Raw genomic sequence first — 22,924 nt, 5'->3', positions numbered from 1 at the left:
TTGGTTGGTTGGTTGGTTGGTTGGTTGGTTGGTTGGTTGGTTGGTTGGTTGGTTGGTTGGTTGGTTGGTTGGTTGGTCCGGAAGATAGGTGCTGCACTAGCGCAATCGGTTGGAGAGAGGAGAGCAGTGAATAAGTGGCAGATAAAAAAAAGCCCGCGCACTGCGCGGGCTTGTTATTTCAGGACTGATTATCAGGCCTTGGATTTCTTCTTGCCTTCAACCTTGGCTTCAACCGGGGCAGCAGTTACCGGAACGGCTTCGGTGAACGGACGACCGTAGTAGGAGTCCAGCAGAACCTGCTTCAGCTCGCTGATCAGCGGGTAGCGCGGGTTGGCGCCGGTGCACTGGTCATCGAAAGCTTCGATAGCCAGCTGGTCAACCTTGGCCAGGAAGTCAGCTTCAGTCACGCCAGCTTCGCGGATAGAGGCCGGGATACCCAGGGTCGCCTTCAGCTCGTCCAGCCAGGTCAGCAGCTTCTCGATCTTGGCGGCGGTGCGGTCACCGGCAGCAGTCAGACCCAGGTGGTCAGCGACTTCGGCGTAACGACGACGAGCCTGCGGACGGTCGTACTGGGAGAACGCAGTCTGCTTGGTCGGGTTGTCGTTCGCGTTGTAGCGGATGACGTTGCTGATCAGCAGGGCGTTAGCCAGACCGTGCGGAATGTGGAACTCGGCACCCAGTTTGTGAGCCATGGAGTGGCACACACCCAGGAAGGCGTTGGCGAACGCGATACCGGCGATAGTGGCAGCATTGTGCACCTTCTCGCGAGCGATCGGGTCGTTGGCACCGTTCTGGTAGCTGGACGGCAGATACTCTTTCAGCATTTTCAGGGCTTGCAGCGCCTGGCCGTCGGAGTACTCGTTAGCCAGTACGGAAACATAGGCTTCCATGGCGTGAGTCACGGCATCGATACCACCGAATGCACACAGGGACTTCGGCATACCCATGACCAGGTTGGCATCAACGATGGCCATGTTCGGGGTCAGCTCGTAGTCAGCCAGCGGATACTTCTGACCAGACACTTCATCGGTTACTACCGCAAACGGAGTGACTTCAGAGCCGGTACCGGAAGTGGTGGTGATACAGACCAGTTCGGCCTTCACGCCCATTTTCGGGAACTTGTAGATACGCTTGCGGATGTCCATGAAGCGCATGGCCAGATCTTCGAACGCAGTGTTCGGGTGCTCGTACATTACCCACATGATCTTGGCCGCATCCATCGGTGAACCACCGCCCAGCGCCAGGATAACGTCCGGTTTGAAGGAGTTGGCCATCTCGGCACCCTTGCGAACCACAGCCAGGGTCGGGTCAGCTTCTACTTCGTAGAACACTTCCACTTCCATATTCTGTGCTTTCAGCAGGCTGACCAGCTCATCGGCGTAGCCGTTGTTGAACAGGAAGCGGTCGGTCACGACCATGGCACGCTTTTTACCTTCCAGGTCGCTCAGAGCGATCGGCAGGGAACCACGACGGAAGTAGATGGATTTCGGAAGTTTGTGCCACAGCATGTTTTCTGCCCGTTTTGCGACTGTCTTCTTGTTGATCAGGTGCTTCGGACCCACGTTTTCGGAGATGGAGTTACCACTCCAGGAGCCGCAACCCAGGGTCAGGGACGGTGCCATTGCGAAGTTGTACAGGTCACCGATACCGCCTTGAGTAGACGGAGTGTTGATCAGGATACGCGCGGTCTTCATCTTGTCGCCGAAGTACTTGATGCGGTCAGCGTTGCGGTCCTGGTCGGTGTACAGACCTGAGGTGTGGCCGATACCACCGATGTTGACCATGTCACAGGCCATATCAACGGCGTTTTCGAAGCTGCTTGCACGGAACATACCGAGCAGCGGGGACAATTTCTCGTGAGCAAACTCGTCTTCTGCACACAGCTTGACGCCTTCACCGATCAGGATCTTGGTATCAGCCGGTACAGTCACGCCTGCCATCTCGGCAATCTTGGTCGCCGGCTGGCCAACGATGTTGGCATTCAGGGCACCGTTGATCAGGATGACTTTACGAACCTTGTCAGCATCTTCTTTGGAGAGTACGTGACCCTTGTGGGATGCAAAGCGCTCTTTAACCTGGTCGTAGATGGCATCAACAACGATGACTGCCTGCTCGGAAGCACAGACCACGCCGTTATCGAAGGTCTTGGACATCAGGATGGAGGCAACGGCACGCTTCACGTCGGCGGTTTCGTCGATAACGATAGGCACGTTACCGGCACCTACACCGATAGCAGGCTTACCGGAAGAGTAGGCTGCTTTCACCATGCCCGGGCCACCGGTGGCCAAGATCAGGTTGATGTCGTCGTGTTTCATCAGAGCGTTGGAGAGCTCAACAGACGGTTGGTCGATCCAGCCGATGATGTCTTTCGGTGCACCGGCGGCAACAGCTGCATCCAGTACCAGCTTGGCAGCGGTATTGGTGGAGTTCTTGGCACGGGGGTGCGGGGAGAAGATGATGGCGTTGCGGGTCTTGAGCGCGATCATGGATTTGAAGATCGCAGTAGAAGTCGGGTTGGTGGTCGGAACGATACCACAGATGATACCTACCGGCTCGGCGATGGTGATGGTGCCCATCTGAGTGTCTTCACTCAGAATGCCGCAGGTCTTCTCTTCTTTGTACTTGTTGTAGATATATTCGGAGGCGAAGTGGTTCTTGATAACCTTGTCTTCGATGATACCCATACCGGACTCTTCCACGGCCATCTGGGCCAGGGGGATACGGGCGTTGTTGGCGGCCAGGGCGGCGGCACGGAAGATCTTGTCTACCTGCTCTTGAGAGAAGCTGGCGAATTCACGCTGTGCTTCCTTAACGCGGGCGACCAGTGCATCCAGTTCAGCCAAATTGGTTACTGCCATGTTTATCTCCTGATTATTTGAAAACTGTTTAGTAAGACGTTGGCAATGCCCGGCAATTATAGTCACCCTGTCAAGGCGGTATCGTTGCAACAGCTTTTTCACATGCCTTACTAAATCGCTTTCTGAGTCGATTATAGAGCGGGGCTGACTCAGAAAAACTTGATCTGGATCATGTGTAACAAAAGAACAAAAGAAATTTTATTTCATGATCCATGTTTGATGGATGTTATCGGAATGTGCATCCTGAAGGAAGCAAAGTAGATTGTAAATAGACGGTAATAATCGCTTTGTATCAAATGGTTAAATAATCTTTAGCCAGCTTGCAGGAGGTGAAACAGGCGCTTCAGGTTATAAAACATGAATGTTGTGGTTACGAAGTCACCATTCAACCTCTCCTGAAACCCCATTTGTTACGAAATTGCATGTTGTTTTAATCCATGACTAATCCAATTGATGGCTGTGACAGCGATCTTTGGGGCATGGCTGCTGGCCGTTCGATGCCATCTTTGCCATCGCAGCAAAGACGATAAGCCAGAATATGGGCGCATAGACAAGTGTTGGGTGGCAATCGAGCCCTTCTGCGCAAGTTGGCACCGGTTTATGCCACGTTGCGACCATGCATTAGCGAAACTAACTAAAAAACCCTGTAAATGGTGAGATTATTTGATTGGTGCCCGCTCTGGCTATGATGTAAATTTACGCACGAAATTAATGGACTGGCCCGCTGGGCCCGAAACTCTATTGGAAGGCGCCTATGGCAGCAATTGACGTCTCGTTGTATCTGAAGTTTTTTGTCGGTTTGTTCGCAATCATTAACCCGCTTGGTCTGCTGCCAGTCTTTGTCAGCCTGACCAGCCACCATACCCAGGCCGAGCGGATGAAAACCAACACCACCGCCAATATCGCGGTGATGGTGATCTTGCTGGTCTCCATGTATATGGGGCAACTGATCCTCGATGGGTTTGGTATTTCGCTGGCGTCGTTCCGGATCGCCGGTGGGTCGCTGATTACCCTGATTGCCTGGTCAATGCTGCAGGGCAAGCTGGGCGAGGTGAAGCACAACAAACAGGAGAAGGGTGAACTGGCGGTGCGCGAGTCTATCGCCGTGGTTCCGCTGGCACTTCCATTGATGGCAGGCCCCGGTGCCATTTCCTCGGTGATTGTCTATGCCAGCCAGAGCCACTGGCAGCAACTGCTTGGCATGTCAGTGGTTGTCGTGGTCTTCTCCTTCTGCTCCTGGCTTATCTTCCGCGCCGCACCGCTGCTGTTCAAGATCATGGGTAACACCGGTATCAACGTGGTGACCCGTATCATGGGCCTTATCATGATGTCGCTGGGTATCGAGATCATGGTGGCCGGTATCAAGGGCGTTTTCCCCAGTCTGATGTGAGCCAGCTCCACTTTATGAAAGCCGGTCCTCGTGACCGGCTTTTTATTGGTTGCTTTTTACCCTGTCTTTTCTAGAATCGGTCGTTTGTGTGAAAAATGAGCGAGTTGCTGGTGTTTTAATACTGAAAAAACGCACGTTAGCTGATTTTTTAACCAGGAAATGACAGTTACCCTAACAATATCTGTTGCATTATCAGAATTGGCAGGGAATTATGCTGGGAGCGGGTTTTATCACCGTCACTTTAAAAAACGCATGGAATGTTCTTGTTGGAGTAGGGAAATGACTCATAAAAAAACAATGATTAACACATTGCTGATGGCTGCACTGTTTGGTGGCGTCAATGTGGCTCAGGCTGCCGATGTCCCGGCGGGAACCAAGCTGGCGGATGTCCAGCAGTTGGTAAAAGGCAACGGTTCCGAGCCTGCGACCTTGGACCCACAGAAAGTTGAAGGAACGCCTGAGTCTGCAATTTTGCGCGACCTGTTTGAAGGTCTCGTGACATCCGGTTCGAAAGGGGAGGTTGTTCCCGGTGTCGCAGAGTCTTGGGAAACCAAGGATAACAAGCACTACGTCTTCCACCTGCGCAAAGATGCCAAGTGGTCCAACGGTGAACCGGTCACCGCACATGACTTTGTATATGCTTTCCAACGTGCAGTTGACCCCAAGACAGCCTCTCCTTACTCCTGGTATCTGGAGATGCCAACTATTGCCAATGCTACAGAGATCATTGCTGGCAAGAAGCCGGCTGATACGCTGGGTGTGAAGGCGACCGACGACTACACCTTCGAAGTTCAGCTCGAGAAGGCCATCCCTTATTTCGTAACCATGCTCTCTCATACCACCACTTATCCGGTACCGAAGAAGGTGATCGAGAAGTATGGTGAAAAATGGACCCAGCCGGGCAATATGGTAGGTAATGGTGCCTACGTATTGAAGGAGTGGGTTGTTAATGAGCGAATTGGTTTGGAGCGTAATAAAAACTATTGGAATGATGCGAAAACGGTGATCAACAAGGTTACCTATCTTCCGATCCAGTCCACCAACGCGGAGCTAAATCGCTTTTTGGCTGGTGAGATCGACATGACATGGAATGTGCCGATCGAACGCTTTAAGCAGTTGAAGAAAGATTATCCCGCGGATCTGAAGGTTGAAGGTCTGGTTTCTACTTATTACTACCAGTTCAACATCAAGAAAAAGCCGTTTGATGACGTGCGAGTGCGAACTGCTCTCTCTTATGCTGTCAATCGTGACGTGATTGCAGATAAAGTCATGGGACAAGGGCAAAAACCCGCATATGGGTTGACGCCTGACTATGTTGATGGTTTTAAACCGGTTGCTCCGGAGTGGTCAAAAATGACCCAGGCTGAACGTGACGCCAAGGCCAAGGCGCTGCTTGAAGAGGCAGGTTTCGATGCCAGCAAGCCGCTGAAGTTCGAGCTGCTCTACAACACCGATGACAACCACAAGAAAGTAGCTGTGGCCGTTGCCTCCATGTGGAAAAAACTGGGGGCAGAGGTCAGCTTGGTGAACCAGGAGTGGAAAACTTACCTCGAAACCAAGAAGCAGGGACAGTTTGACGTGGGTCGTGCCGGCTGGAGCGCCGACTACAATGAAGCCTCATCCATGCTGGATCTGATGCAGACCACTCACGGCAACAACGATGGCAAGTACTCCAATCCGGTGTTTGACAAGTTGATGACCGATTCTCGTGATCAGGTTGATGCGGACGCTCGCAACAAGCTCTATGTCCAGGCGGAAGAGATCCTGGCCAAGGACATGCCGATCATCCCGATATACCAATATGTTCAACCTCGGATGGTCAAAGCTTATGTTGGGGGTTACCCAAGCAACCCGCTGGATAACCTCTACAGCAAAGATATGTACATCATTGCTCACTGATTTAAAGCAACAAGTCGCATAACAAGCAGGGCCCGCCAGACGGCGGGCCTTTATTACAACCGCGACCCTTTGGAAGCAGTACAGGACAGGAAATGTCTATGTTGAAATTCATTTTTAAACGGCTATTGGAAGCGATCCCGACTCTGCTGGTCTTGATCACCGTCTCTTTCTTCATGATGCGTTTCGCCCCGGGTAACCCCTTTACCAGCGAACGTTCACTCCCCCCCGAAGTAATGGCCAACATCGAAGCCAAATACGGCCTCGACAAGCCGATCGGCATGCAATATCTCACTTACCTGGGCAACCTGGTACAGGGTGATTTGGGGCCCTCTTTCAAATACAAGGATTTCACCGTCAATGATCTGGTGAGTCAGGCGTTGCCTGTCTCCGCCAAGATCGGGACCACGGCCTTCTTCTTCGCCGTGTTGCTGGGGGTCACCTTCGGCACCATAGCGGCACTGAAACAGAACACCATTATCGACTATCTGCTGATGTCGTCGGCCATGGCCGGGGTGGTGATCCCGGGCTTTGTGCTGGCGCCCTTGCTGGTGCTGTTTTTCAGTATTCATCTGGGCTGGTTCCCTGCCGGTGGCTGGCAGGGTGGTGGCATCCAGTTTATGGTGCTGCCTGTGTTCGGCATGATGATGTACTACATCTCCGCTATCTCGCGGATCATGCGGGGCAGCATGATCGAGACCATGAACTCCAACTTTATCCGTACCGCCCGTGCCAAGGGCTTGCCGCTGCGCCACATCATCCTGAAACACGCGCTGCGTCCGGCCATGCTGCCGGTGGTCTCCTATCTGGGCCCGGCTTTTGTCGGCATCATCACAGGTTCCGTGGTGATCGAGACCATCTTCGGCCTGCCGGGGATCGGTCAGCTGTTCGTCAACGGTGCCCTTAACCGTGATTACTCCATGGTGCTCGGTCTGACCATTCTGGTCGGCGCCCTCACCATCACCTTTAACGCTGTGGTCGATATTCTCTACGCCTTTATCGATCCCAAGATCCGTTACTAATTCGGGAGTTCATCATGGTTGTTTCAACTGAAAAACGGGATGCCGTCGAGGCGTTCGCGCAAAAAGTAGAGGTGGTGGAGGGGCGCTCCCTGTGGAAGGATGCCCGTCGCCGTTTCCTGCGCAACAAGGCTGCTCTGACCAGCCTGATTATCCTGACCATCATCGGTCTGGCGGTCATCGTCGGCCCTCATCTGTCCCAATACACCTTTGACGATCCGGACTGGGGGGCCATGCAGTCGCCGCCGGATATGGAAGCGGGTCACTACTTCGGTACCGACAGTCTGGGGCGCGATCTGTTCGTGCGCACCCTGCTGGGCGGTCGCATCTCCCTGATGGTCGGCATCATGGGGGCCATGGTGGCGGTCATCATCGGCACTCTGTATGGCGCTGCCTCCGGCTTTATCGGCGGGCGGGTCGACAGCCTGATGATGCGGGTCCTTGAGATCCTCAACGCCTTCCCCTTCATGTTCTTCGTGATCATGCTGGTGACCTTCTTCGGCCGCAACCTGGCGCTCATTTTCATCGCCATCGGCGCGGTTAGCTGGCTCGACATGGCGCGGATCGTGCGAGGCCAGACCCTCAGCCTCAAGAGCAAGGAGTTTATCGAGGCGGCTCACGTCTGCGGCGTCTCCAAGTGGAAGATCATCACCCGTCACATCGTACCCAACGTGCTGGGGATCGTGGCGGTCTACGCCACCCTGCTGGTGCCCGGGATGATCATGTTCGAATCCTTCCTGAGCTTCCTTGGCCTGGGCGTGCAAGAGCCCATGACCAGCTGGGGTGCTTTGCTGGATGAAGGCTCCAAGTCGATGGAAGTGGCCATCTGGCAACTGCTGTTCCCCGCCGGTTTCATGGTGGTGACCCTGTTTTGCTTCAACTTCCTCGGGGATGGTCTGCGTGACGCCCTCGATCCGAAAGATCGTTAATAGCGCCTCGGATCGACAGGAAAACGTCACGAAAGATCGAGAAGGAGTTTTTATATGAAGTTACTGGATGTGAAAGATCTGCGGGTCGAGTTCAAGACCCCGGACGGCAATGTGGTGGCGGTCAACGACCTCAACTTCTCCCTCGCTGCGGGTGAAACCCTGGGGATCGTCGGCGAGTCCGGCTCCGGCAAATCCCAGACGGCCTTTGCCATCATGGGGCTGCTGGCCAAAAATGGCATTATTACCGGTTCCGCCAAGTTTCAGGGGGAGGAGATCCTCAACCTGCCGGAGTCCAAGCTCAACAAGATCCGCTCCGAGAAGATCGCCATGATCTTCCAGGACCCCATGACCTCGCTCAACCCCTACATGAAGGTGCAGGATCAGCTGATGGAAGTGCTGATGCTGCACAAAGGGGTGAGCAAGGCGGAAGCGTTCGAAGAGTCGGTACGGATGCTCGATGCGGTCAAAATTCCTGAAGCACGCAAGCGGATGGGCATGTATCCCCACGAGTTCTCCGGCGGCATGCGTCAGCGGGTGATGATCGCCATGGCACTGCTCTGCCGGCCGCAACTGCTGATCGCCGACGAACCGACTACCGCACTCGACGTGACCGTTCAGGCCCAGATCATGACTCTGATGAACGAGCTCAAGCGCGAGTTCAACACCGCCATCATCATGATCACCCATGACCTTGGCGTGGTCGCCGGTATCTGCAACAAGGTGCTGGTGATGTATGCCGGTCGTACCATGGAGTACGGCAAGGTAGACGATATCTTCTATCGCCCGAGCCACCCCTACACCGAAGGCCTGCTGCGCGCCATTCCCCGCCTCGATACCGAAGGGGAAGTGCTGCCCACCATCCCGGGCAATCCGCCCAACCTGCTGCGTCTGCCCACCGGCTGCCCCTTCCAGGAGCGTTGCCACCGTGTGAGCGAGATTTGCGGCCAGCAGTCACCGATCCTGACCCCGTTCAACGACGGTCGGGAGCGCGCTTGCCACTGGGTTTCGGATGCCATGAACAAGGGGGCCAACTAAATGGGTGCCGACAAAAAATTGCTGTTGGAAGTGTCTGATCTCAAGGTCCACTTCAGTATCAAGAGTGGCAAGGCGTGGCCCTGGGCCAAACCGTCCGATCTCAAGGCGGTCGATGGCGTGACCTTGCGTCTCTATGAGGGTGAAACCCTCGGTGTGGTGGGGGAGTCCGGTTGCGGCAAATCGACCTTTGCCCGCGCCATCATCGGTCTGGTACCGGCCACCGATGGCAAGGTGGTATGGCTGGGTGACGATCTCACCAAGCTCGATCAGAATGCCCTGCGCGAGAAGCGTAAAGAGATCCAGATGATCTTCCAGGACCCGCTGGCTTCTCTGAACCCGCGCATGACCATCGGCGACATCATCGCCGAGCCGCTCATCACCTTCTATCCCAACCTGCCACGGGAAGAGGTGAAAGAGAAGGTGCGCGCCATGATGAGCAAGGTGGGGTTGTTGCCCAACCTGGTCAACCGCTATCCGCACGAGTTCTCCGGTGGCCAGTGCCAGCGGATCGGGATTGCCCGGGCGCTGATCCTCGAGCCCAAGATGATCATCTGCGACGAGCCGGTGTCGGCGCTCGACGTCTCCATTCAGGCGCAGGTGGTTAACCTGCTCAAATCCCTGCAAAAGGAGATGGGGCTGTCGCTTATCTTCATCGCCCACGACCTGTCGGTGGTCAAGCATATCTCCGATCGGGTGCTGGTGATGTATCTGGGCAACGCCGTTGAGCTGGGGACTCGCAAGGAGATCTTCGCCAACCCGTTGCACCCCTATACCAAGGCGCTGATGTCAGCGGTGCCGATCCCGGACCCTGAGCTGGAGCGCAACAAGGTGATCCAGATCCTGGAGGGCGACTTGCCCTCACCGATGAACCCGCCGTCCGGTTGCGTGTTCCGCACCCGCTGCCCGGTGGCTGGCCCCGAGTGCGCCAAGACCCGTCCTGTGCTTGAGGGGAACTTTGATCACGCGGTCTCCTGCCTCAAGGTCGACCCGCTCTGATGGGGATGTGTTGAACCTGTTTGCGGGGCTCCTTGATGGGGCCCCGATTTATTTCTGGCGGTAGTGAAGATGCCTCTTGGCGTTATCTTTTACCGCTGCTACTATCCGCGCAACAAGGGGAGTAATTTCTCGCCGGTTTGTCGTCATTACGGTGCACCCATTTCCTGCAGTGCACCCGGCAGCCGGGCAGTCGATGCAAATCAGCTGTAAGTGAGACCTTGCCGAGAGGCAAGGTGTATCTGCTCCAAACGCAAACCCACTGCCTCCCGGTCGTGGGTTTTGTCGTTTTTGGGAGAAGTGAACATGGGTGAATGGTGGATGTGGACCGGTTTCTTCAGCATAGTGCTGGTCCTGTTATGGATAGACATACGCTTTGTCGGTGGCGGCAAGTCACACAAGGTATCTCTCAAAGAGGCGGGCGTCTGGTCCCTCATATGGATCAGTGTTGCCCTGCTCTTCAACCTGGCTATCTGGCTCTGGCTGGATCACAGCGCGGGCCGTGAAATCGCCAACCAGAAGGGGTTGGAGTTCCTCACCGGCTACCTCATCGAGAAAGCGCTGGCAGTGGACAACGTCTTCGTCTGGCTGATGCTGTTCGGCTACTTTGCCATTCCGGCCGAGCTACAGCGCCGGGTGCTGCTCTACGGGGTACTGGGTGCCATCGTGATGCGTGCCGGTATGGTGTTCGCGGGCAGCTGGCTCATCGAGCAGTTCCACTGGATCCTCTACCTGTTCGGCGCTTTCTTGCTGCTGACCGGTGCCAAAATGCTGTGGGCGGCCGACAAGGAGCCGGATCTCGCCAATAACCCGCTGCTGGGCTGGATGCGCCGTCGCTTCAAGGTGACCGAGACCCTGGAGGGGGAGAAGTTTTTCGTCTGGCGTGACGGTGTGCGCTATGCCACCCCGCTGCTGCTCATTCTGGTGCTGGTGGAGGTGAGCGATCTCATCTTCGCGGTGGACAGTATCCCGGCCATCTTCGCGGTGACCACGGATCCCTTCATCGTGCTGACCTCCAACATCTTCGCCATCATGGGTCTGCGTGCCATGTACTTCCTGCTGGCGGGTGTGGCTGATCGCTTCGCCCTGCTCAAATACGGTCTGGCGCTGATCCTGATGTTTATCGGGGTCAAGATGCTGCTGCTGGATATCTTCAAGATCCCGACCGGCATAGCACTGGGCGTAGTCGCGTTGATCCTGCTGGCATCCATGGGGCTGAGTCTGTTTGTGACCCGTAAAAAGGCCGCTTAAACGCAACATTATTTAATACCAAACAACAAGGGCTCCCGCGGGAGCCCTTTTTCATATCGCGTGATCAGCGTTTGATCTTTTTGGGGTTGGTGTAGCCCCAGATGGTGTACATGTCCGCCAGCAGGGCGCCGTTGTACTCCTCCAGATCCGCCTGTTTCACTTCGGCGTCACCCTGACGGCCAAACAGCACCACCTCGTCACCGGGTTTCACACCCTTCAGGTCGGTCACGTCCACCATGATGGTGTTCATGGAGGTCTTGCCGACCACCGGTACCTTCTGACCCTGGATCAGCACATAGGCTTTGTTGCTGAGGGCGCGGCGATAGCCATCGGAGTAGCCCAGCGGCAGGTTGGCGAGCCAGGAGTCACGCTTGAGAGTAAAGGTGCGGTCATAACCGACGGTGTTACCCGCTGCATAGTGGTTGACCGAGGCGACCTGGGTCTTGAATGCCATCACCCGCTTGTATTCGGTGTGGGAGGGGATGGAGTCACCGTAGAGCAGGCCGCCCGGGCGCACCATGTCGAAGTAGGCGTCCGGCACGGCCAGAGTGGCGAAGGAGTTGGCGGCGTGGATGGTGATCTTGCTGCGATCCAGCTTGCCCGCTTCCAGCAGCCACTGGGAGTCCAGTTTGAACTGGGCCAGTCCCATCTTGACGTCCTCTTTCTCCTCAACCGGGAAGTGGGTCATGATGCCGACCGGGGTGATCCCCTTTAGCTTGAGCATGGCCAGCGCATCCTGCTTGGCATCGGCCAGACGCAGGTCGATGCCGTTGCGGCTCATGCCGGCGGAGTTGAGTGCAATATGCACCGGAATGGTGGTGTGGTGGCGCTGGGCGATATCGGCGATACCCTGGGCACTGACCAGACTGCCGATCAGCTCCTCCATCTTGTAGGGCAGGGCCTGCTCTACTTCATCCGGGGTGGCAGCACGCACCCGCATCAGACGGCCGGTAAAGCCCTTCTCGCGGGCGACGCGCGCCTCTTCGTTGCTGGCGATGCCGATGCAGGGGATATTGGCCTTGACCACGGAGGGGACCAGCAGGTCGATGCCATGACCATAAGCATCGGCCTTCATGATGGCGCAGATCTGCGGGCCCTTGTCGCCGAGGCGATCCTTGAGGGTCTGGATATTGTGTTCAAAGGCGCCCAGATCCACTTCCAGCCAGGCGTTGCTGGCGGCTTGCTCCTGACCGTTGCGATGATCCGTCGCAAGGGGCAGGTAGGGTGCCGCAACGGCTTGGCCCGCGAGAAGGCCGAGGATCAGGGTGGCCAATAGCGTTTTCTTGTGCATGGTGATTCCTTTTGTTGTTCGCGTTGGATAGTGTGGATGAGAGCACCAACATTGGCTGTGCTTTAACGACAACCTGTTGTTATTATTATGATCTTTGTCACTTCAAACCGTCGCAGATCGATTGCGAGTCTACCGCAACATGGGTTCGGCCGACACTCGTCAGGGGAAGAAAATGGTCAATCTTGAGTTACGTTTGCCACCCCCACTGATTTTCCTGTTTTGCGTGGGACTCATGTGGTGGCTGAGATCGGAGAGCCAGCCCGGCACTTGGGTGATGGCGCTGACGGCTGCGCTGATCGTGGTGGGGGCTATCATGGGTTTTGGTGCCCTGCAACGGTTTCGCCACCACCAGACCACGGTCAGCCCCACCCGACCCCAGCACACCAGCCATCTGGTGACCTGTGGCGTCTATCGCTTCAGCCGTAATCCCATGTATTTGGGATTGCTCTGCTGGCTGGCCGCCTAGGGCTGTTATCTCGGTAGTATATGGGTCTGGGTTGGGCCGATCGTGCTGGTGGCCTGGCTGACACGCTTCCAGATCATGCCGGAGGAGCGGCTGCTGCGCGCCCGTTTCGGCGACGAGTATGTGGCGTATTGCCAACGCGTTCGCCGTTGGTGCTGAATGGCAGTGACCTATGTGAGCTGAGGGATAAGTCGGGCTAGCCGTACGGGGTAAAGAGAACCTCGGGCTGGCCCGAGGTTCTAGAGGGACAGGTTTAGAAAAAATCGTCTTTCTCGTCCTTGGTGGGTTCGAGACTCCAGCCGGTGGCATCACTGCTGCTGGCGATCTGCCCCTTCTCCTTCCACAGTTTGATCTTGAGACGCAGGTTGTTGGCAGAATCGGCGTTCTTCACGGCCTCCTCCTCGTCGATCACGCCTTCTACCACCAGATCAAACAGGGCACTGTCGAAGGTGACCATGCCGAGGGCTTTGGATTTTTCCATCACCTCTTTGAGGCCGCCAAATTCACCGCGCTTGATCATGTCGCGGATGGTGTGGGTGCCGAGCATGATCTCCACTGCGGCCCGGCGGCCGCCATCGGTGGTTTTCACCAGTCGCTGGGAGACAAAGGCCTTGAGGTTGTTGCCAAGGTCGTTGAGCAGCTGGGGGCGGCGCTCCTCGGGGAAGAAGTTGATGATGCGATCCAGCGCCTGGTTGGCGTTGTTGGCGTGCAGGGTGGAGATTGCAAGGTGGCCGGTTTCGGAGAAGGCCAGCGCATGTTCCATGGTCTCGCGATCACGGATCTCGCCGATAAGAATGACGTCTGGCGCCTGACGCAGGGTGTTTTTCAGGGCCGCATGGAAGCTGCGGGTATCCACGCCAACCTCCCGCTGGTTGATGATGCTCTTGCGATGGCGATGAACGAACTCCACCGGATCCTCGATGGTGATGATGTGGCCGCCGCTGTTGCGGTTGCGATGGTCGATGAGGGCCGCGAGCGAGGTGGACTTGCCCGAGCCGGTACCGCCGACAAACAGCACTAGGCCACGTTTCTCCATGATGGTGTCGAGCAGCACAGGCGGGAGTTTGAGATCTTCAAAGCGGGGGATGTCGGTCTTGATGTTGCGGGCCACCAGAGAGACTTCGTTGCGCTGCTTGAAGATGTTGACCCGAAAGCGACCGATCTGGGGTAGGGAGATGGCGAGGTTCATCTCCAGATCCTTCTCGAACTGCTGCTTCTGCTCGCCATCCATGATCTCGGCGGCGATCCGCGCCACTTCACCCGGTTCCAGCGGCGTTTCGTTGAGGGGGCGCAGGCCGCCGTTAAATTTGGCGCAGGGGGGGGCGCCGGTCGACAGATAGAGGTCTGAGCCATCCTGCTTGGCCAGGATCTGTAACATGTCTCGCAATTCCATTTTTTTGCCTCGTCGATCAATGAGATGCCATGAGCGGGATGATATTGAGTGTACAGCCTCAGGCGCCGGTCAGTTTCTCGCGAAAGACAAAAAAGACCGCACCGAGAATGCAGAGCCCTGCCCAGAGATAGTCCCATTTCAGATCTTCTTTGAGATAGAAGATAGAGAAGGGGACGAATACGGTGAGTGTGATCACTTCTTGCAGGATTTTAAGTTGGCCCACGCTCATCACCGTATGGCCGATGCGGTTGGCGGGCACTTGCAGCAGGTATTCGAACAGGGCGATACCCCAGCTCACCAGGGCGGCAATGATCCAGGGTTTGTGGTTCATGCTCTTGAGGTGAGCGTACCAGGCGAAGGTCATAAAGACGTTGCTGCACAGCAGCAGACCGATACTAGCGAAAATCGGGTTCATAGGGTTCTCCTTGAAAATCCGGCGCATTTTATCCCTGAACCACCGGTTTTCATACGTGGTGCGGGAGGGTATTTTTAACCAACAGGATAAGCCGTGCGAGGTATGCGACGGGATGGGCAAGTTATGCGGGATTGTGTTGTTACTGTTATTTGCCATGCCGGTGCGAGCGACCCCGACGCTGACGGTGGCCACCGACCTGTGGCCGCCATTTCGCATCCTGCAAGCGGATGGCCGGTTGCAGGGGCTCGACATGGACATCCTGCGCCGGTTGCAACAGGCGAGCGGCATTGAGTTGCAGGTACGGCGGATGCCGTGGGGCAGGGCGCTCAAGCAGATGCAGACCGGTCAGGTCGATCTGATGATTGGCCTCGCCTATACCGCCGAGCGTGCGCAGTTCATCGACTATCTGCAGCCTGCCTACTACCAGTGCTGGCCCGCGTTTTATGGTCAGCCGGTCAATGTGGCCCGGATCCACCAATACCGCGATCTGCAGTGGGTGAAGGTGGGCTATGTGCTCAATTCCGCCTACTTTGAGCCCTTCAACTCTGACAGTCGCCTCGACAAGCACGGAGTACCCACCGAAGATCAGCTGCTGCGCATGGTGCAGCGCGGTCACCTGCCGCTGATGATTGGCACCGACTGTCAGGTGGACTATGCCCTGAGTCAGGGAAATGCCAGCCGGATAGGCAAGGCGGACTACCGCCCCGCCACGCCGGTGACCCTCTATCTGGGGATGAGCAAGCACTCACCTCATCAGTCGTTGCGCCAGCCCTTGCTGGTAGCGCTGCAAAATCTGGTGGCCAGCGGCGAGATAAGCGTGATGGCAAAGCGTTACCAGCCTTGACCTTGGGTGGCAAGCCACTGTTATCATGCCCTTTTCCTGCTTCCCCCAGGCGCTGCGACAGGGCTGGGGATGTAGCCTTGTTATTGTTGGGGATCCTCCTTGTACCTCTCCCTTATCGCCCGCCAGCGGCGCTGGCAGCGGCGCTGGCTCTGTGGCCTTACGCTGCTGACCTTGCTGCTGTTTCTCTTCTCCCTCGTCTGGGGCGAGTTTGTGCTGCTACCCTGGCAGCCCCTTGGCGATCTCGAACAGCGCATCCTGCTGGAGCTGCGCCTGCCCCGCGCCTTGCTGGCCCTCTTGGCTGGTGCAGCGCTTGCCTGTGGCGGTGCCGTGCTACAGGTGATGCTGCACAACCCGGTGGCGGAGCCCGGGCTGCTTGGTGTCTCAAGCGGGGCAGGACTGGCTGCCATGGTAGCGATGGCGGTAGCCAAATCCCTCGGTGTCTATCTGCCCGGCTGGGGGCTGTCACTGGCGGCCTTCGGTGGCGCCCTGCTGGTGACCATGCTGCTCATTCGGCTGGCTCGCCGGGCGCGTCTCGGCCATGCCCGCTTGCTACTGTTTGGGGTGGCTATCGGTATTCTCACCAATGCCGCCATGACCTGGCTGATGTACTTTGCCGACGACGGCTCCTTGCGTGAATTCATGTTCTGGATGATGGGCAGCCTCTCTTATGGCAGCCAGCAGTTTGCCTGGTGGTGGCTGCTGTTGCCGCTCACCCTGGGCTGGCTCTGCTGGCAGGGCAAGGCGCTGCAACAGTTGCTGCTGGGGGAGACCCAGGCCCGCCTGATGGGGATGGATGTCGACAGGATGCGAGTACGGCTGGTGCTGGCGGTCTGTCTGCTGACCGGGGTGGCGGTATCCCTGTGCGGGGTGATCGGTTTTGTCGGGCTGGTGGTGCCCCATCTGCTGCGGCTCTGTGGCGGTAGCGATCAGCGTTTCCTGCTGCCTGCGTCGGCGCTCGGTGGCGGGGCCCTGCTGCTGGCAGCCGATCTGGTTGCTCGATCCACCCTGAGCGCGGGGGAGTTGCCTATCGGGGTCATCACCGCCTCGGTGGGGGCGCCGCTCTTTATCTATCTGCTATTGAGGCAAACTGCTGATGGTTCTGCATGATTTGGTCGGGGCGCGCAGTCACCTTATTTACCCGTTGTTGAGGCAAGATGCCGATGTCGCCCGCTGATCACATGCCGGTTTCTTCTGGTGCTACTGCGCCGCTGCTGGAGGCGCGCGAGCTCGCCATTGCCGGACGGCTCTCTCCTCTCGATCTTCGCTGGCATGACGGCCAGCTGGTGGCGCTGCTCGGCCCCAATGGCAGTGGCAAGTCGACCCTGCTCGGTGCGTTGGCGGGGATTTTGCCCGCTAAAGGCACAGTACTGCTGAGGGGGGAAGTGCTTACTGACCTGAGTTGGCCCGAGCTTGCCAAACGGCGCGCTATGTTGCCCCAGCGTCAGCCCCAGCTGTTTCATATTCCGGTGTTTCAGGTGTTGAGCCTGGGGCTCGATGAGGCGGTTTCGCCCGCCAGGCAGAGCGAGGCGATAAATGCACTGTGCGAGGCATTGGAGCTGGAAGCCTTGTTGGCCCGGGACTTCAGCCGTTTGTCGGGGGGCGAGCAGCAGCGGGTGCTGATCGCCCGCACCCTGCTGCAGGTGTGGCCGAGCCTCAATCCGACCGGCAAGGTGCTGCTGCTGGACGAGCCGCTGGCGGGGCTCGACCTGCATCATCAGCTGGCGCTATTACGGCTGCTGAAAAAGCTGGCCGGGCAGGGATTGCTGGTGGTACTTGCCATCCACGATATCAATCTGGCTATCGACTGGGCCGACCGCATTCTCTGCCTGCAAGGGGGCGCTGTGGTGCGCGAAGGGGGTGTCGAGCTGGTGGATGAGGCACTGCTGGCGCAGGTATTCCAGATCAGCACCGATCGCATCGAAGCGGCAGGCCGGGTGTGGTTTATGCCCAGTTTGTGAGAAACAAGAAAGGCCCTTGGCGTCAGCCGAGGGCCTTTTTGAAGAATACGACTCGCTCCGTTTCGGCAAAGCCGAGTTGTTGGTGCATCTGCTGCGAGTCAAGATTGTCGATGGCGGCATCGGAGGCCAGTTCCCGGCAACCCAGCTCGCGGCCCCACTGCGCCACCTGAGCGATCAAGGCTTGGGCCACCCCACGCTGGCGCGAGGCCGGTTGCACATAGACCCCTTCCAGATACATCACAGGGCTGCTGTTGCAGCCATTCACGTAATCGTGGCGCAGGGCTGCATCGGCAAAGCCTACCGCTTGACTCTGTTCATCCAGCGCCAGAAAGGCGTTGAGATGTGCATTGGCCAACATCTCAACCCCTTCCTGCAGGTGGGCCGAAAGTGCGTGGTGCGGCCACAGCTGCTGGCGCAGGGTTGCCCACTGCGCCAGCAGCGTCTCGTCGAGGGGGACTATCTGCCAGCCGATATTCGTCATCGGGGCTCAGGCTTGCCGCTTGGCAAGGCGTACCAGTGCTGCCTCTGCCAGCATCGCCAGCAGGGTTTCGGTGTCGCTCCATGACAGGCAGGCATCAGTGATGCTCTGGCCGAAGGTGGCGGCGCAGCCGTTCTCTACATCCTGACGCCCTTCCACCAGGAAACTTTCGGCCATGATGCCGGCGATGCCGGTACGGCCGCGGCGTAGCTGATCGCAGATATCTTGCGCCACAAGCAGCTGACGGCGGTGATCCTTCATGCTGTTGCCGTGGCTGAAATCGACCACCAGACGCTCCGGCAGACCCACATCGGCCAGCGCTTCGCACGCTTCGTCGATGCTGGCGGTATCGTAGTTGGGGCGGTGGCCGCCACGCAGGATCACATGACCAAAGGGGTTGCCGGCGGTGCGGTAGATGGTCATCTTGCCGTCCTTGTCCGGCGAATAGAAGATGTGGCTGTGACGGGCGGCGCGCACCGCATCGATGGCGATGCGGGTGTTGCCGTCGGTGCCGTTCTTGAAGCCGACCGGGCAGGAGAGGGCGGAGGCCATCTCGCGGTGTACCTGGGATTCGGTGGTACGCGCGCCGATGGCGCCCCAGGTGATGAGGTCGGCAATGTACTGGCCGGTTACCATGTCGAGGAACTCGGTGGCGGTGGGCATGCCGAGCTCATTGATATCGACCAGCAGCTTGCGCGCCAGTTTCAGACCTTCGTTGACATCGAAGCTGCCATCGAGGCGCGGATCATTGATTAGCCCTTTCCAGCCGACGATGGTGCGCGGCTTCTCGAAGTAGGTGCGCATCACGATGCAGAGGCTCTCTTTATACTGCTCGCGCAGGGCGTTGAGGCGCTGGGCATACTCGCGAGCAGCAGCGGGATCATGGATGGAACAGGGGCCGACGATGACCAGCAGGCGCTGATCGTCTCCAGCCAGAATGGCTTCCACTTCGCGACGGGCATCCAGCAGATTCTGGGCAATGGTATCGGTGATCGGAAACGCGTGTGCAAGCTCGCTCGGAGTGATCAGTGACTCCAGGCGACGGGTGCGCAATTCATCTGTGTGAATGGACATACAACTCAAGTCTCGAGTGGGTGGTGTCAGCCGCAAGGGGCGAAAAAGCAAAGGGATAAAATAAAGCAAAAGTCCACCGATTGAAACCTTGGGGGGCTCTGATAGGATGTGAGGCCAAAATCGATTCCAAATGAGGTAGATAGCGTGGCAAAGCCAGGGGCAACCGGGGTCACCCGCATCATCAATGCAACCGGTTACAGCATGAAGGGGCTCAAGTCAGCCTGGATTAACGAGGCGGCGTTTCGGCAGGAGCTGATGCTGATCCTGTTGCTGATGCCGCTGGCCTTCTGGCTGGGGGATTCTCTCAACCAGATCCTGCTGCTTATCGTCATCAGCTGGCTGGTGGTGATCGTCGAGATCCTCAACTCCGCCATTGAAGCTGTGGTAGACAGGGTTGGCTCCGAGCATCACGAGCTCTCCGGTCGTGCCAAGGATCTGGGCTCCGCCGCCGTCTTTATTGCGCTGGCCCTGAACGCTCTGGTATGGGGCGCGCTGGTAGGCCGCAATCTGTTGGGGTGGTGGTAAGCCATCACGCTGCTTTGAGGTCTGCTTCATACAAAAGCCCGTCATCACGACGGGCTTTTTGCTGCGCAGATAAGGGTCTATCAGTGGAGGATGCGGGCGCGGATGGTGCCGTTGATCTCCTTGAGCTTGGCGAGCGCCTTCTCGCTGTGCTCGGTCTCCACGTCGATCACCACGTAACCTATATGGCTGCTGGTCTGCAGGTATTGACCGGCGATGTTGATCCCCTCTTCGGCGAAGATCTGGTTGATCTGGTTCATCACACCCGGCTGGTTGCGGTGAATGTGCAGCAGGCGGCTGGAGCCCTTGTGGCCCGGCAGCGACACTTCCGGGAAGTTGACGGCGGAGAGGGTGGAGCCATTGTCGGAGTATTTGACCAGCTTGTTGGCTACTTCCAGCCCGATGTTCTCCTGCGCCTCATGGGTGGTGCCACCGATGTGCGGGGTCAGGATGACGTTCTCCAGCCCACGCAGCGGGCTTTGGAACTCCTCGTCATTGGACTTGGGCTCGACCGGGAAGACGTCGATGGCGGCACCGGCAATATGGCCGCTCTTGATGACGTCAGCCAGCGCATCAATATCCACCACGGTACCGCGGGCGGCGTTGATAAAGATGGCGCCCGGTTTCATCATCCGCAGCTGCTCGGCTCCGATCATGTTCTTGGTGGAGGCGGTCTCCGGCACGTGCAGGCTGATGACGTCAGACATATTGAGCAGCTCGACCATGCTCGGCACCTGAATGGCGTTACCCAGCGAGAGCTTGTTCTCGATATCGTAGTAATAAACCTTCATGCCGATGCTCTCGGCGATGATGCCGAGCTGGGTACCGATGTGGCCGTAGCCGATGATGCCGAGCTTCTTGCCGCGCGCTTCCACCGAGCGGTTGGCCAGTTTTTCCCACACGCCGCGATGACACTTGGCGTTTTTCTCGGGGATGCCGCGCAGCAGCAGCAGGATCTCGCCCAGTACCAGCTCGGCGACCGAACGGGTGTTGGAGAAGGGGGCGTTGAAGACCGGAATACCGCGGATCTGGGCCGCTTCCAGCTCGACCTGGTTGGTACCGATGCAGAAGCAGCCGATGGCGACCAGCTTGTTGGCGGCGTCGAGGACTTTCTCGGTGATCTGGGTGCGGGAGCGCAGCCCGATGAAATGGACGTCGCGGATCTGCTCGATCAGCTCCTCTTCGGAGAGCGAGGTCTTGAGATACTCCACACTGGTGTAACCTGCGGCACGAAAGGTCTCTACGGTGTTGGGGTGAACCCCCTCCAGCAGCAGAACCTTGATTTTATCCTTGTCCAACGAAAACTTGGCAGTCATGACGATCCCTCTGTATGTGCAAACGTAAGTGCAGATTTGGTGTGCGAAGAAAACCGTAAAGTAGCAAAAACGTTTGGGAGAGGGAATATTTGTGACGAAAGTCAAATTCTTTGAAGTTATCAACGAATGTTGTAAACATCCGTATGCAACTTGTTGAGGGATAAATAAAAACGGCGCCATCAGGCGCCGTCATTTATTCACAGTGCAATGTTTGGGTCATATCCCATCCCGGGGCTCAATCAACGCCGCTGCTGCGTCAGGGCTGGCAGAGTGGCGCTAGCGTGCGAGGGAGGATGCCGCTGCACTGTGCTGCCGGTGTCGGGATTACTGGGTAATCACGCCGTCCGGCGTACCGATCAGGACCACATCGGCGCCGCGGGCTGCGAACAGGCCGTTGGTGACCACGCCAACGATGGCGTTCAGTCGTACTTCCAGCGCCTTGGCGTCGGTAATGGCCATGCCTTTTACATCCAGAATGTGGTTGCCGTTGTCGGTGACCACGCCTTCACGCCACACCGGGTTGCCACCCAGTTTGCGGATTTCACGGGCCACGTATTCGCGGGCCATCGGGATCACTTCCACCGGCAGCGGGAACTGGCCCAGCACGTCGACGGTTTTGGTGTTGTCGATGATGCAGATGAACTTGTCTGCGACGGCGGCAACGATCTTCTCGCGGGTCAGGGCTGCGCCACCGCCCTTGATCATGTCGCGGGTTGCGTTGATCTCGTCGGCGCCATCCACATAGACGGAGAGGGCGTCGATCTCGTTGAGATCATATACGGTGATGCCGAAGCCCTTGAGGCGCTCGGTAGAGGCCACGGAGCTGGATACCGCCCCCTTGATCTCGTCCTTCATGGTCGCCAGCGCGTCGATAAAGTGGTTGACGGTAGAGCCGGTGCCCACCCCGACGATGGTGCCGGGAACCACATACTTGAGCGCAGCCCAACCGGCCGCCTTCTTCATTTCATCTTGAGTCATGATCGTTCCTTAAGAAAAAAGCGGGCGCATTATATCCAACCCGGTACCCCGTCGCGACCTTGTTGCTCACGTTCCGGGGCAAAAAGAGGGACTTTGTAAATCGTTTGCCTGTTTATTCTGCGTTTGCGCGCACAAAGCCGGGATTGCCGGCCAAAAACGGCCTATTCAAAGCGCCAGCAGTGGCTCGGGGTGATGATCTGGGGCAGCGGCACATCCCACACCTCTTGCGGGACCGCGTCTACCTGCTGGCAGTCGTGGGCAATGCCGAGTGGCTTGGGGCCCAGCTTGTGCTCATGCCAGATGGCGAGGGTACGATCATAGTAGCCACCCCCCATGCCAAGGCGATTGCCCTCGGCATCAAAGGCGACCAGCGGGGTGCAGATAAGATCGAGCGTACTGTGGGGCACCACCTGCAGGATATCCAGCTCCGGCTCTTCGATACCGTAGCGGTTGCGCACCATGGGGCTGGTGGCGGTGTAGCGCAAAAAGAGCAAGTGACCCGGGGTAAAGGGGTGAAGCACCGGCAGGTAGACCTCTTTGTGCTGGGCCCACAGCCAATGGATGGTGGGCAAGGGATTGATTTCCCCGTCATTGGCCAGATAGAGGGCAATCCGTTTGGCGGCGAGGATCTCGGGGTGCTGCTTGAACTGGGCCAGTAGCTGCTGAGCCGCTTCTTGTTGCTCGGCCGGACTCAGATTTTTGCGGCGTTGACGAACCAGTTGGCGCAGGGATTGACGTTCGGGTTGGGACTCATGCATGGGGAACCTCTGGTATAGCTGCGCATCGATGGCTTGAATGCGCTCTACCTTAGCACATTCACT

Annotated in this window: 20 protein-coding genes and 1 pseudogene; 12 read left to right on the top strand and 9 right to left on the bottom strand. The window is 57.5% G+C overall.

All coding sequences use genetic code 11. The annotated features are described in order from the left end of the window. Positions 1–191: 191 nt before the first annotated feature. Positions 192–2,858 carry a bifunctional acetaldehyde-CoA/alcohol dehydrogenase gene (adhE, locus tag G5149_RS12470; RefSeq protein WP_421212525.1) on the bottom strand — a complete coding sequence of 889 codons (2,667 nt, stop codon included), beginning with the start codon at positions 2,856–2,858 and terminating at the stop codon, positions 192–194. 754 nt (positions 2,859–3,612) lie between these two features. Between adhE and G5149_RS12465 the strand changes: the two genes are divergently transcribed. The 7 genes from G5149_RS12465 (at position 3,613) to G5149_RS12435 (ending at position 11,371) form a co-directional block, all read left to right on the top strand. Continuing rightward, positions 3,613–4,248, top strand: coding sequence for a YchE family NAAT transporter (locus tag G5149_RS12465; protein WP_005337678.1), 636 nt, complete (start codon positions 3,613–3,615; stop codon positions 4,246–4,248). A 279-nt stretch (positions 4,249–4,527) separates the two neighbouring features. Further along, entirely contained in the window at positions 4,528–6,147 is a 1,620-nt protein-coding gene (locus G5149_RS12460) for an ABC transporter substrate-binding protein (protein ID WP_216978442.1), read from the top strand. 98 nt (positions 6,148–6,245) lie between these two features. Continuing rightward, a complete protein-coding gene (gene oppB / locus G5149_RS12455) occupies positions 6,246–7,166 on the top strand; it encodes an oligopeptide ABC transporter permease OppB (protein ID WP_069555437.1) in 921 nt (306 codons plus the stop codon). A 14-nt stretch (positions 7,167–7,180) separates the two neighbouring features. Next, positions 7,181–8,092 (top strand): oligopeptide ABC transporter permease OppC, encoded by a 912-nt coding sequence (gene oppC, locus G5149_RS12450; RefSeq protein ID WP_236345225.1) that lies wholly within the window; start codon positions 7,181–7,183, stop codon positions 8,090–8,092. 54 nt (positions 8,093–8,146) lie between these two features. Then, complete coding sequence (locus G5149_RS12445; protein ID WP_216978443.1) at positions 8,147–9,127, top strand: ABC transporter ATP-binding protein; 981 nt, start codon at positions 8,147–8,149, stop codon at positions 9,125–9,127. Beyond that, positions 9,128–10,123 carry a murein tripeptide/oligopeptide ABC transporter ATP binding protein OppF gene (gene oppF / locus G5149_RS12440; protein WP_005337666.1) on the top strand — a complete coding sequence of 332 codons (996 nt, stop codon included), beginning with the start codon at positions 9,128–9,130 and terminating at the stop codon, positions 10,121–10,123. A 303-nt stretch (positions 10,124–10,426) separates the two neighbouring features. Beyond that, entirely contained in the window at positions 10,427–11,371 is a 945-nt protein-coding gene (locus G5149_RS12435) for a TerC family protein (RefSeq protein ID WP_005353134.1), read from the top strand. A gap of 64 nt (positions 11,372–11,435) precedes the next feature. On the opposite strand, the gene alr is transcribed toward G5149_RS12435, so the two are convergent. Then, positions 11,436–12,662, bottom strand: a complete 1,227-nt coding sequence (gene alr, locus G5149_RS12430; protein WP_337072780.1) for an alanine racemase — start codon at positions 12,660–12,662, stop codon at positions 11,436–11,438. 172 nt (positions 12,663–12,834) lie between these two features. Here alr and G5149_RS12425 point away from each other — a divergent pair. Then, positions 12,835–13,284, top strand: a pseudogene (locus tag G5149_RS12425) (methyltransferase family protein). Between the two features lie 94 nt (positions 13,285–13,378). Here G5149_RS12425 and tapW read toward each other — a convergent pair. Both tapW and G5149_RS12415 read right to left on the bottom strand, forming a co-directional pair. Beyond that, positions 13,379–14,518: a type IVa pilus ATPase TapW gene (gene tapW, locus G5149_RS12420; protein WP_337072779.1), complete on the bottom strand. Its 1,140-nt coding sequence runs from the start codon at positions 14,516–14,518 to the stop codon at positions 13,379–13,381. A gap of 58 nt (positions 14,519–14,576) precedes the next feature. After that, a complete protein-coding gene (locus tag G5149_RS12415) occupies positions 14,577–14,933 on the bottom strand; it encodes a DMT family protein (protein WP_005353120.1) in 357 nt (118 codons plus the stop codon). 112 nt (positions 14,934–15,045) lie between these two features. On the opposite strand from G5149_RS12415, the gene G5149_RS12410 reads away from it, so the two are divergent. The 3 genes from G5149_RS12410 (at position 15,046) to G5149_RS12400 (ending at position 17,735) form a co-directional block, all read left to right on the top strand. Continuing rightward, on the top strand, positions 15,046–15,777 hold the full coding sequence (locus tag G5149_RS12410) for a substrate-binding periplasmic protein (RefSeq protein WP_421212524.1): 732 nt from the start codon (positions 15,046–15,048) through the stop codon (positions 15,775–15,777). Positions 15,778–15,876: 99 nt separating this feature from the next. Then, positions 15,877–16,884: a vitamin B12 ABC transporter permease BtuC gene (gene btuC, locus G5149_RS12405; protein WP_337072777.1), complete on the top strand. Its 1,008-nt coding sequence runs from the start codon at positions 15,877–15,879 to the stop codon at positions 16,882–16,884. Between the two features lie 53 nt (positions 16,885–16,937). Then, the gene (locus G5149_RS12400; protein ID WP_337072776.1) at positions 16,938–17,735 is read left to right on the top strand and encodes an ATP-binding cassette domain-containing protein; all 798 of its coding nucleotides are present in this window, start codon (positions 16,938–16,940) and stop codon (positions 17,733–17,735) included. 22 nt (positions 17,736–17,757) lie between these two features. Here the strand turns inward: G5149_RS12400 and aac(6') are convergent, their stop codons facing one another. Both aac(6') and G5149_RS12390 read right to left on the bottom strand, forming a co-directional pair. After that, positions 17,758–18,216 carry an aminoglycoside 6'-N-acetyltransferase gene (gene aac(6') / locus G5149_RS12395; RefSeq protein ID WP_139464053.1) on the bottom strand — a complete coding sequence of 153 codons (459 nt, stop codon included), beginning with the start codon at positions 18,214–18,216 and terminating at the stop codon, positions 17,758–17,760. Between the two features lie 6 nt (positions 18,217–18,222). After that, the gene (locus tag G5149_RS12390; protein WP_337072775.1) at positions 18,223–19,287 is read right to left on the bottom strand and encodes a 3-deoxy-7-phosphoheptulonate synthase; all 1,065 of its coding nucleotides are present in this window, start codon (positions 19,285–19,287) and stop codon (positions 18,223–18,225) included. 144 nt (positions 19,288–19,431) lie between these two features. Here G5149_RS12390 and G5149_RS12385 point away from each other — a divergent pair, with 144 nt between their 5' ends. Then, positions 19,432–19,812, top strand: a complete 381-nt coding sequence (locus G5149_RS12385; protein ID WP_005337641.1) for a diacylglycerol kinase — start codon at positions 19,432–19,434, stop codon at positions 19,810–19,812. A gap of 80 nt (positions 19,813–19,892) precedes the next feature. Here the strand turns inward: G5149_RS12385 and serA are convergent, their stop codons facing one another. The 3 genes from serA to G5149_RS12370 all read right to left on the bottom strand — a co-directional run bounded on the left by serA (position 19,893) and on the right by G5149_RS12370 (position 22,861). Continuing rightward, a complete protein-coding gene (gene serA / locus G5149_RS12380; protein WP_005337639.1) occupies positions 19,893–21,125 on the bottom strand; it encodes a phosphoglycerate dehydrogenase in 1,233 nt (410 codons plus the stop codon). Between the two features lie 324 nt (positions 21,126–21,449). Continuing rightward, entirely contained in the window at positions 21,450–22,103 is a 654-nt protein-coding gene (gene rpiA / locus G5149_RS12375) for a ribose-5-phosphate isomerase RpiA (protein ID WP_005353106.1), read from the bottom strand. 161 nt (positions 22,104–22,264) lie between these two features. Beyond that, positions 22,265–22,861: a 5-formyltetrahydrofolate cyclo-ligase gene (locus tag G5149_RS12370; RefSeq protein ID WP_337072774.1), complete on the bottom strand. Its 597-nt coding sequence runs from the start codon at positions 22,859–22,861 to the stop codon at positions 22,265–22,267. Positions 22,862–22,924: the final 63 nt, after the last annotated feature.

It is taken from the genome of Aeromonas sp. 600479, assembly GCF_049175515.1.
Lineage (GTDB): Bacteria > Pseudomonadota > Gammaproteobacteria > Enterobacterales > Aeromonadaceae > Aeromonas > Aeromonas veronii_A.
Note: the sequence above shows the minus strand (reverse complement) of the source record. Positions and strands in the feature narration are given on the sequence as shown.

What these genes read in the sequence shown, in the direction of transcription:
- adhE (WP_421212525.1), bottom strand. Translation starts at nt 2,858, where the DNA reads ATGGCAGTAACCAATTTGGCTGAACTGGATGCACTGGTCGCCCGCGTT.
- G5149_RS12465 (WP_005337678.1), top strand. Translation starts at nt 3,613, where the DNA reads ATGGCAGCAATTGACGTCTCGTTGTATCTGAAGTTTTTTGTCGGTTTG.
- G5149_RS12460 (WP_216978442.1), top strand. Translation starts at nt 4,528, where the DNA reads ATGACTCATAAAAAAACAATGATTAACACATTGCTGATGGCTGCACTG.
- oppB (WP_069555437.1), top strand. Translation starts at nt 6,246, where the DNA reads ATGTTGAAATTCATTTTTAAACGGCTATTGGAAGCGATCCCGACTCTG.
- oppC (WP_236345225.1), top strand. Translation starts at nt 7,181, where the DNA reads ATGGTTGTTTCAACTGAAAAACGGGATGCCGTCGAGGCGTTCGCGCAA.
- G5149_RS12445 (WP_216978443.1), top strand. Translation starts at nt 8,147, where the DNA reads ATGAAGTTACTGGATGTGAAAGATCTGCGGGTCGAGTTCAAGACCCCG.
- oppF (WP_005337666.1), top strand. Translation starts at nt 9,128, where the DNA reads ATGGGTGCCGACAAAAAATTGCTGTTGGAAGTGTCTGATCTCAAGGTC.
- G5149_RS12435 (WP_005353134.1), top strand. Translation starts at nt 10,427, where the DNA reads ATGGGTGAATGGTGGATGTGGACCGGTTTCTTCAGCATAGTGCTGGTC.
- alr (WP_337072780.1), bottom strand. Translation starts at nt 12,662, where the DNA reads ATGCACAAGAAAACGCTATTGGCCACCCTGATCCTCGGCCTTCTCGCG.
- tapW (WP_337072779.1), bottom strand. Translation starts at nt 14,518, where the DNA reads ATGGAATTGCGAGACATGTTACAGATCCTGGCCAAGCAGGATGGCTCA.
- G5149_RS12415 (WP_005353120.1), bottom strand. Translation starts at nt 14,933, where the DNA reads ATGAACCCGATTTTCGCTAGTATCGGTCTGCTGCTGTGCAGCAACGTC.
- G5149_RS12410 (WP_421212524.1), top strand. Translation starts at nt 15,046, where the DNA reads ATGGGCAAGTTATGCGGGATTGTGTTGTTACTGTTATTTGCCATGCCG.
- G5149_RS12400 (WP_337072776.1), top strand. Translation starts at nt 16,938, where the DNA reads ATGTCGCCCGCTGATCACATGCCGGTTTCTTCTGGTGCTACTGCGCCG.
- G5149_RS12390 (WP_337072775.1), bottom strand. Translation starts at nt 19,287, where the DNA reads ATGTCCATTCACACAGATGAATTGCGCACCCGTCGCCTGGAGTCACTG.
- serA (WP_005337639.1), bottom strand. Translation starts at nt 21,125, where the DNA reads ATGACTGCCAAGTTTTCGTTGGACAAGGATAAAATCAAGGTTCTGCTG.
- rpiA (WP_005353106.1), bottom strand. Translation starts at nt 22,103, where the DNA reads ATGACTCAAGATGAAATGAAGAAGGCGGCCGGTTGGGCTGCGCTCAAG.
- G5149_RS12370 (WP_337072774.1), bottom strand. Translation starts at nt 22,861, where the DNA reads ATGCATGAGTCCCAACCCGAACGTCAATCCCTGCGCCAACTGGTTCGT.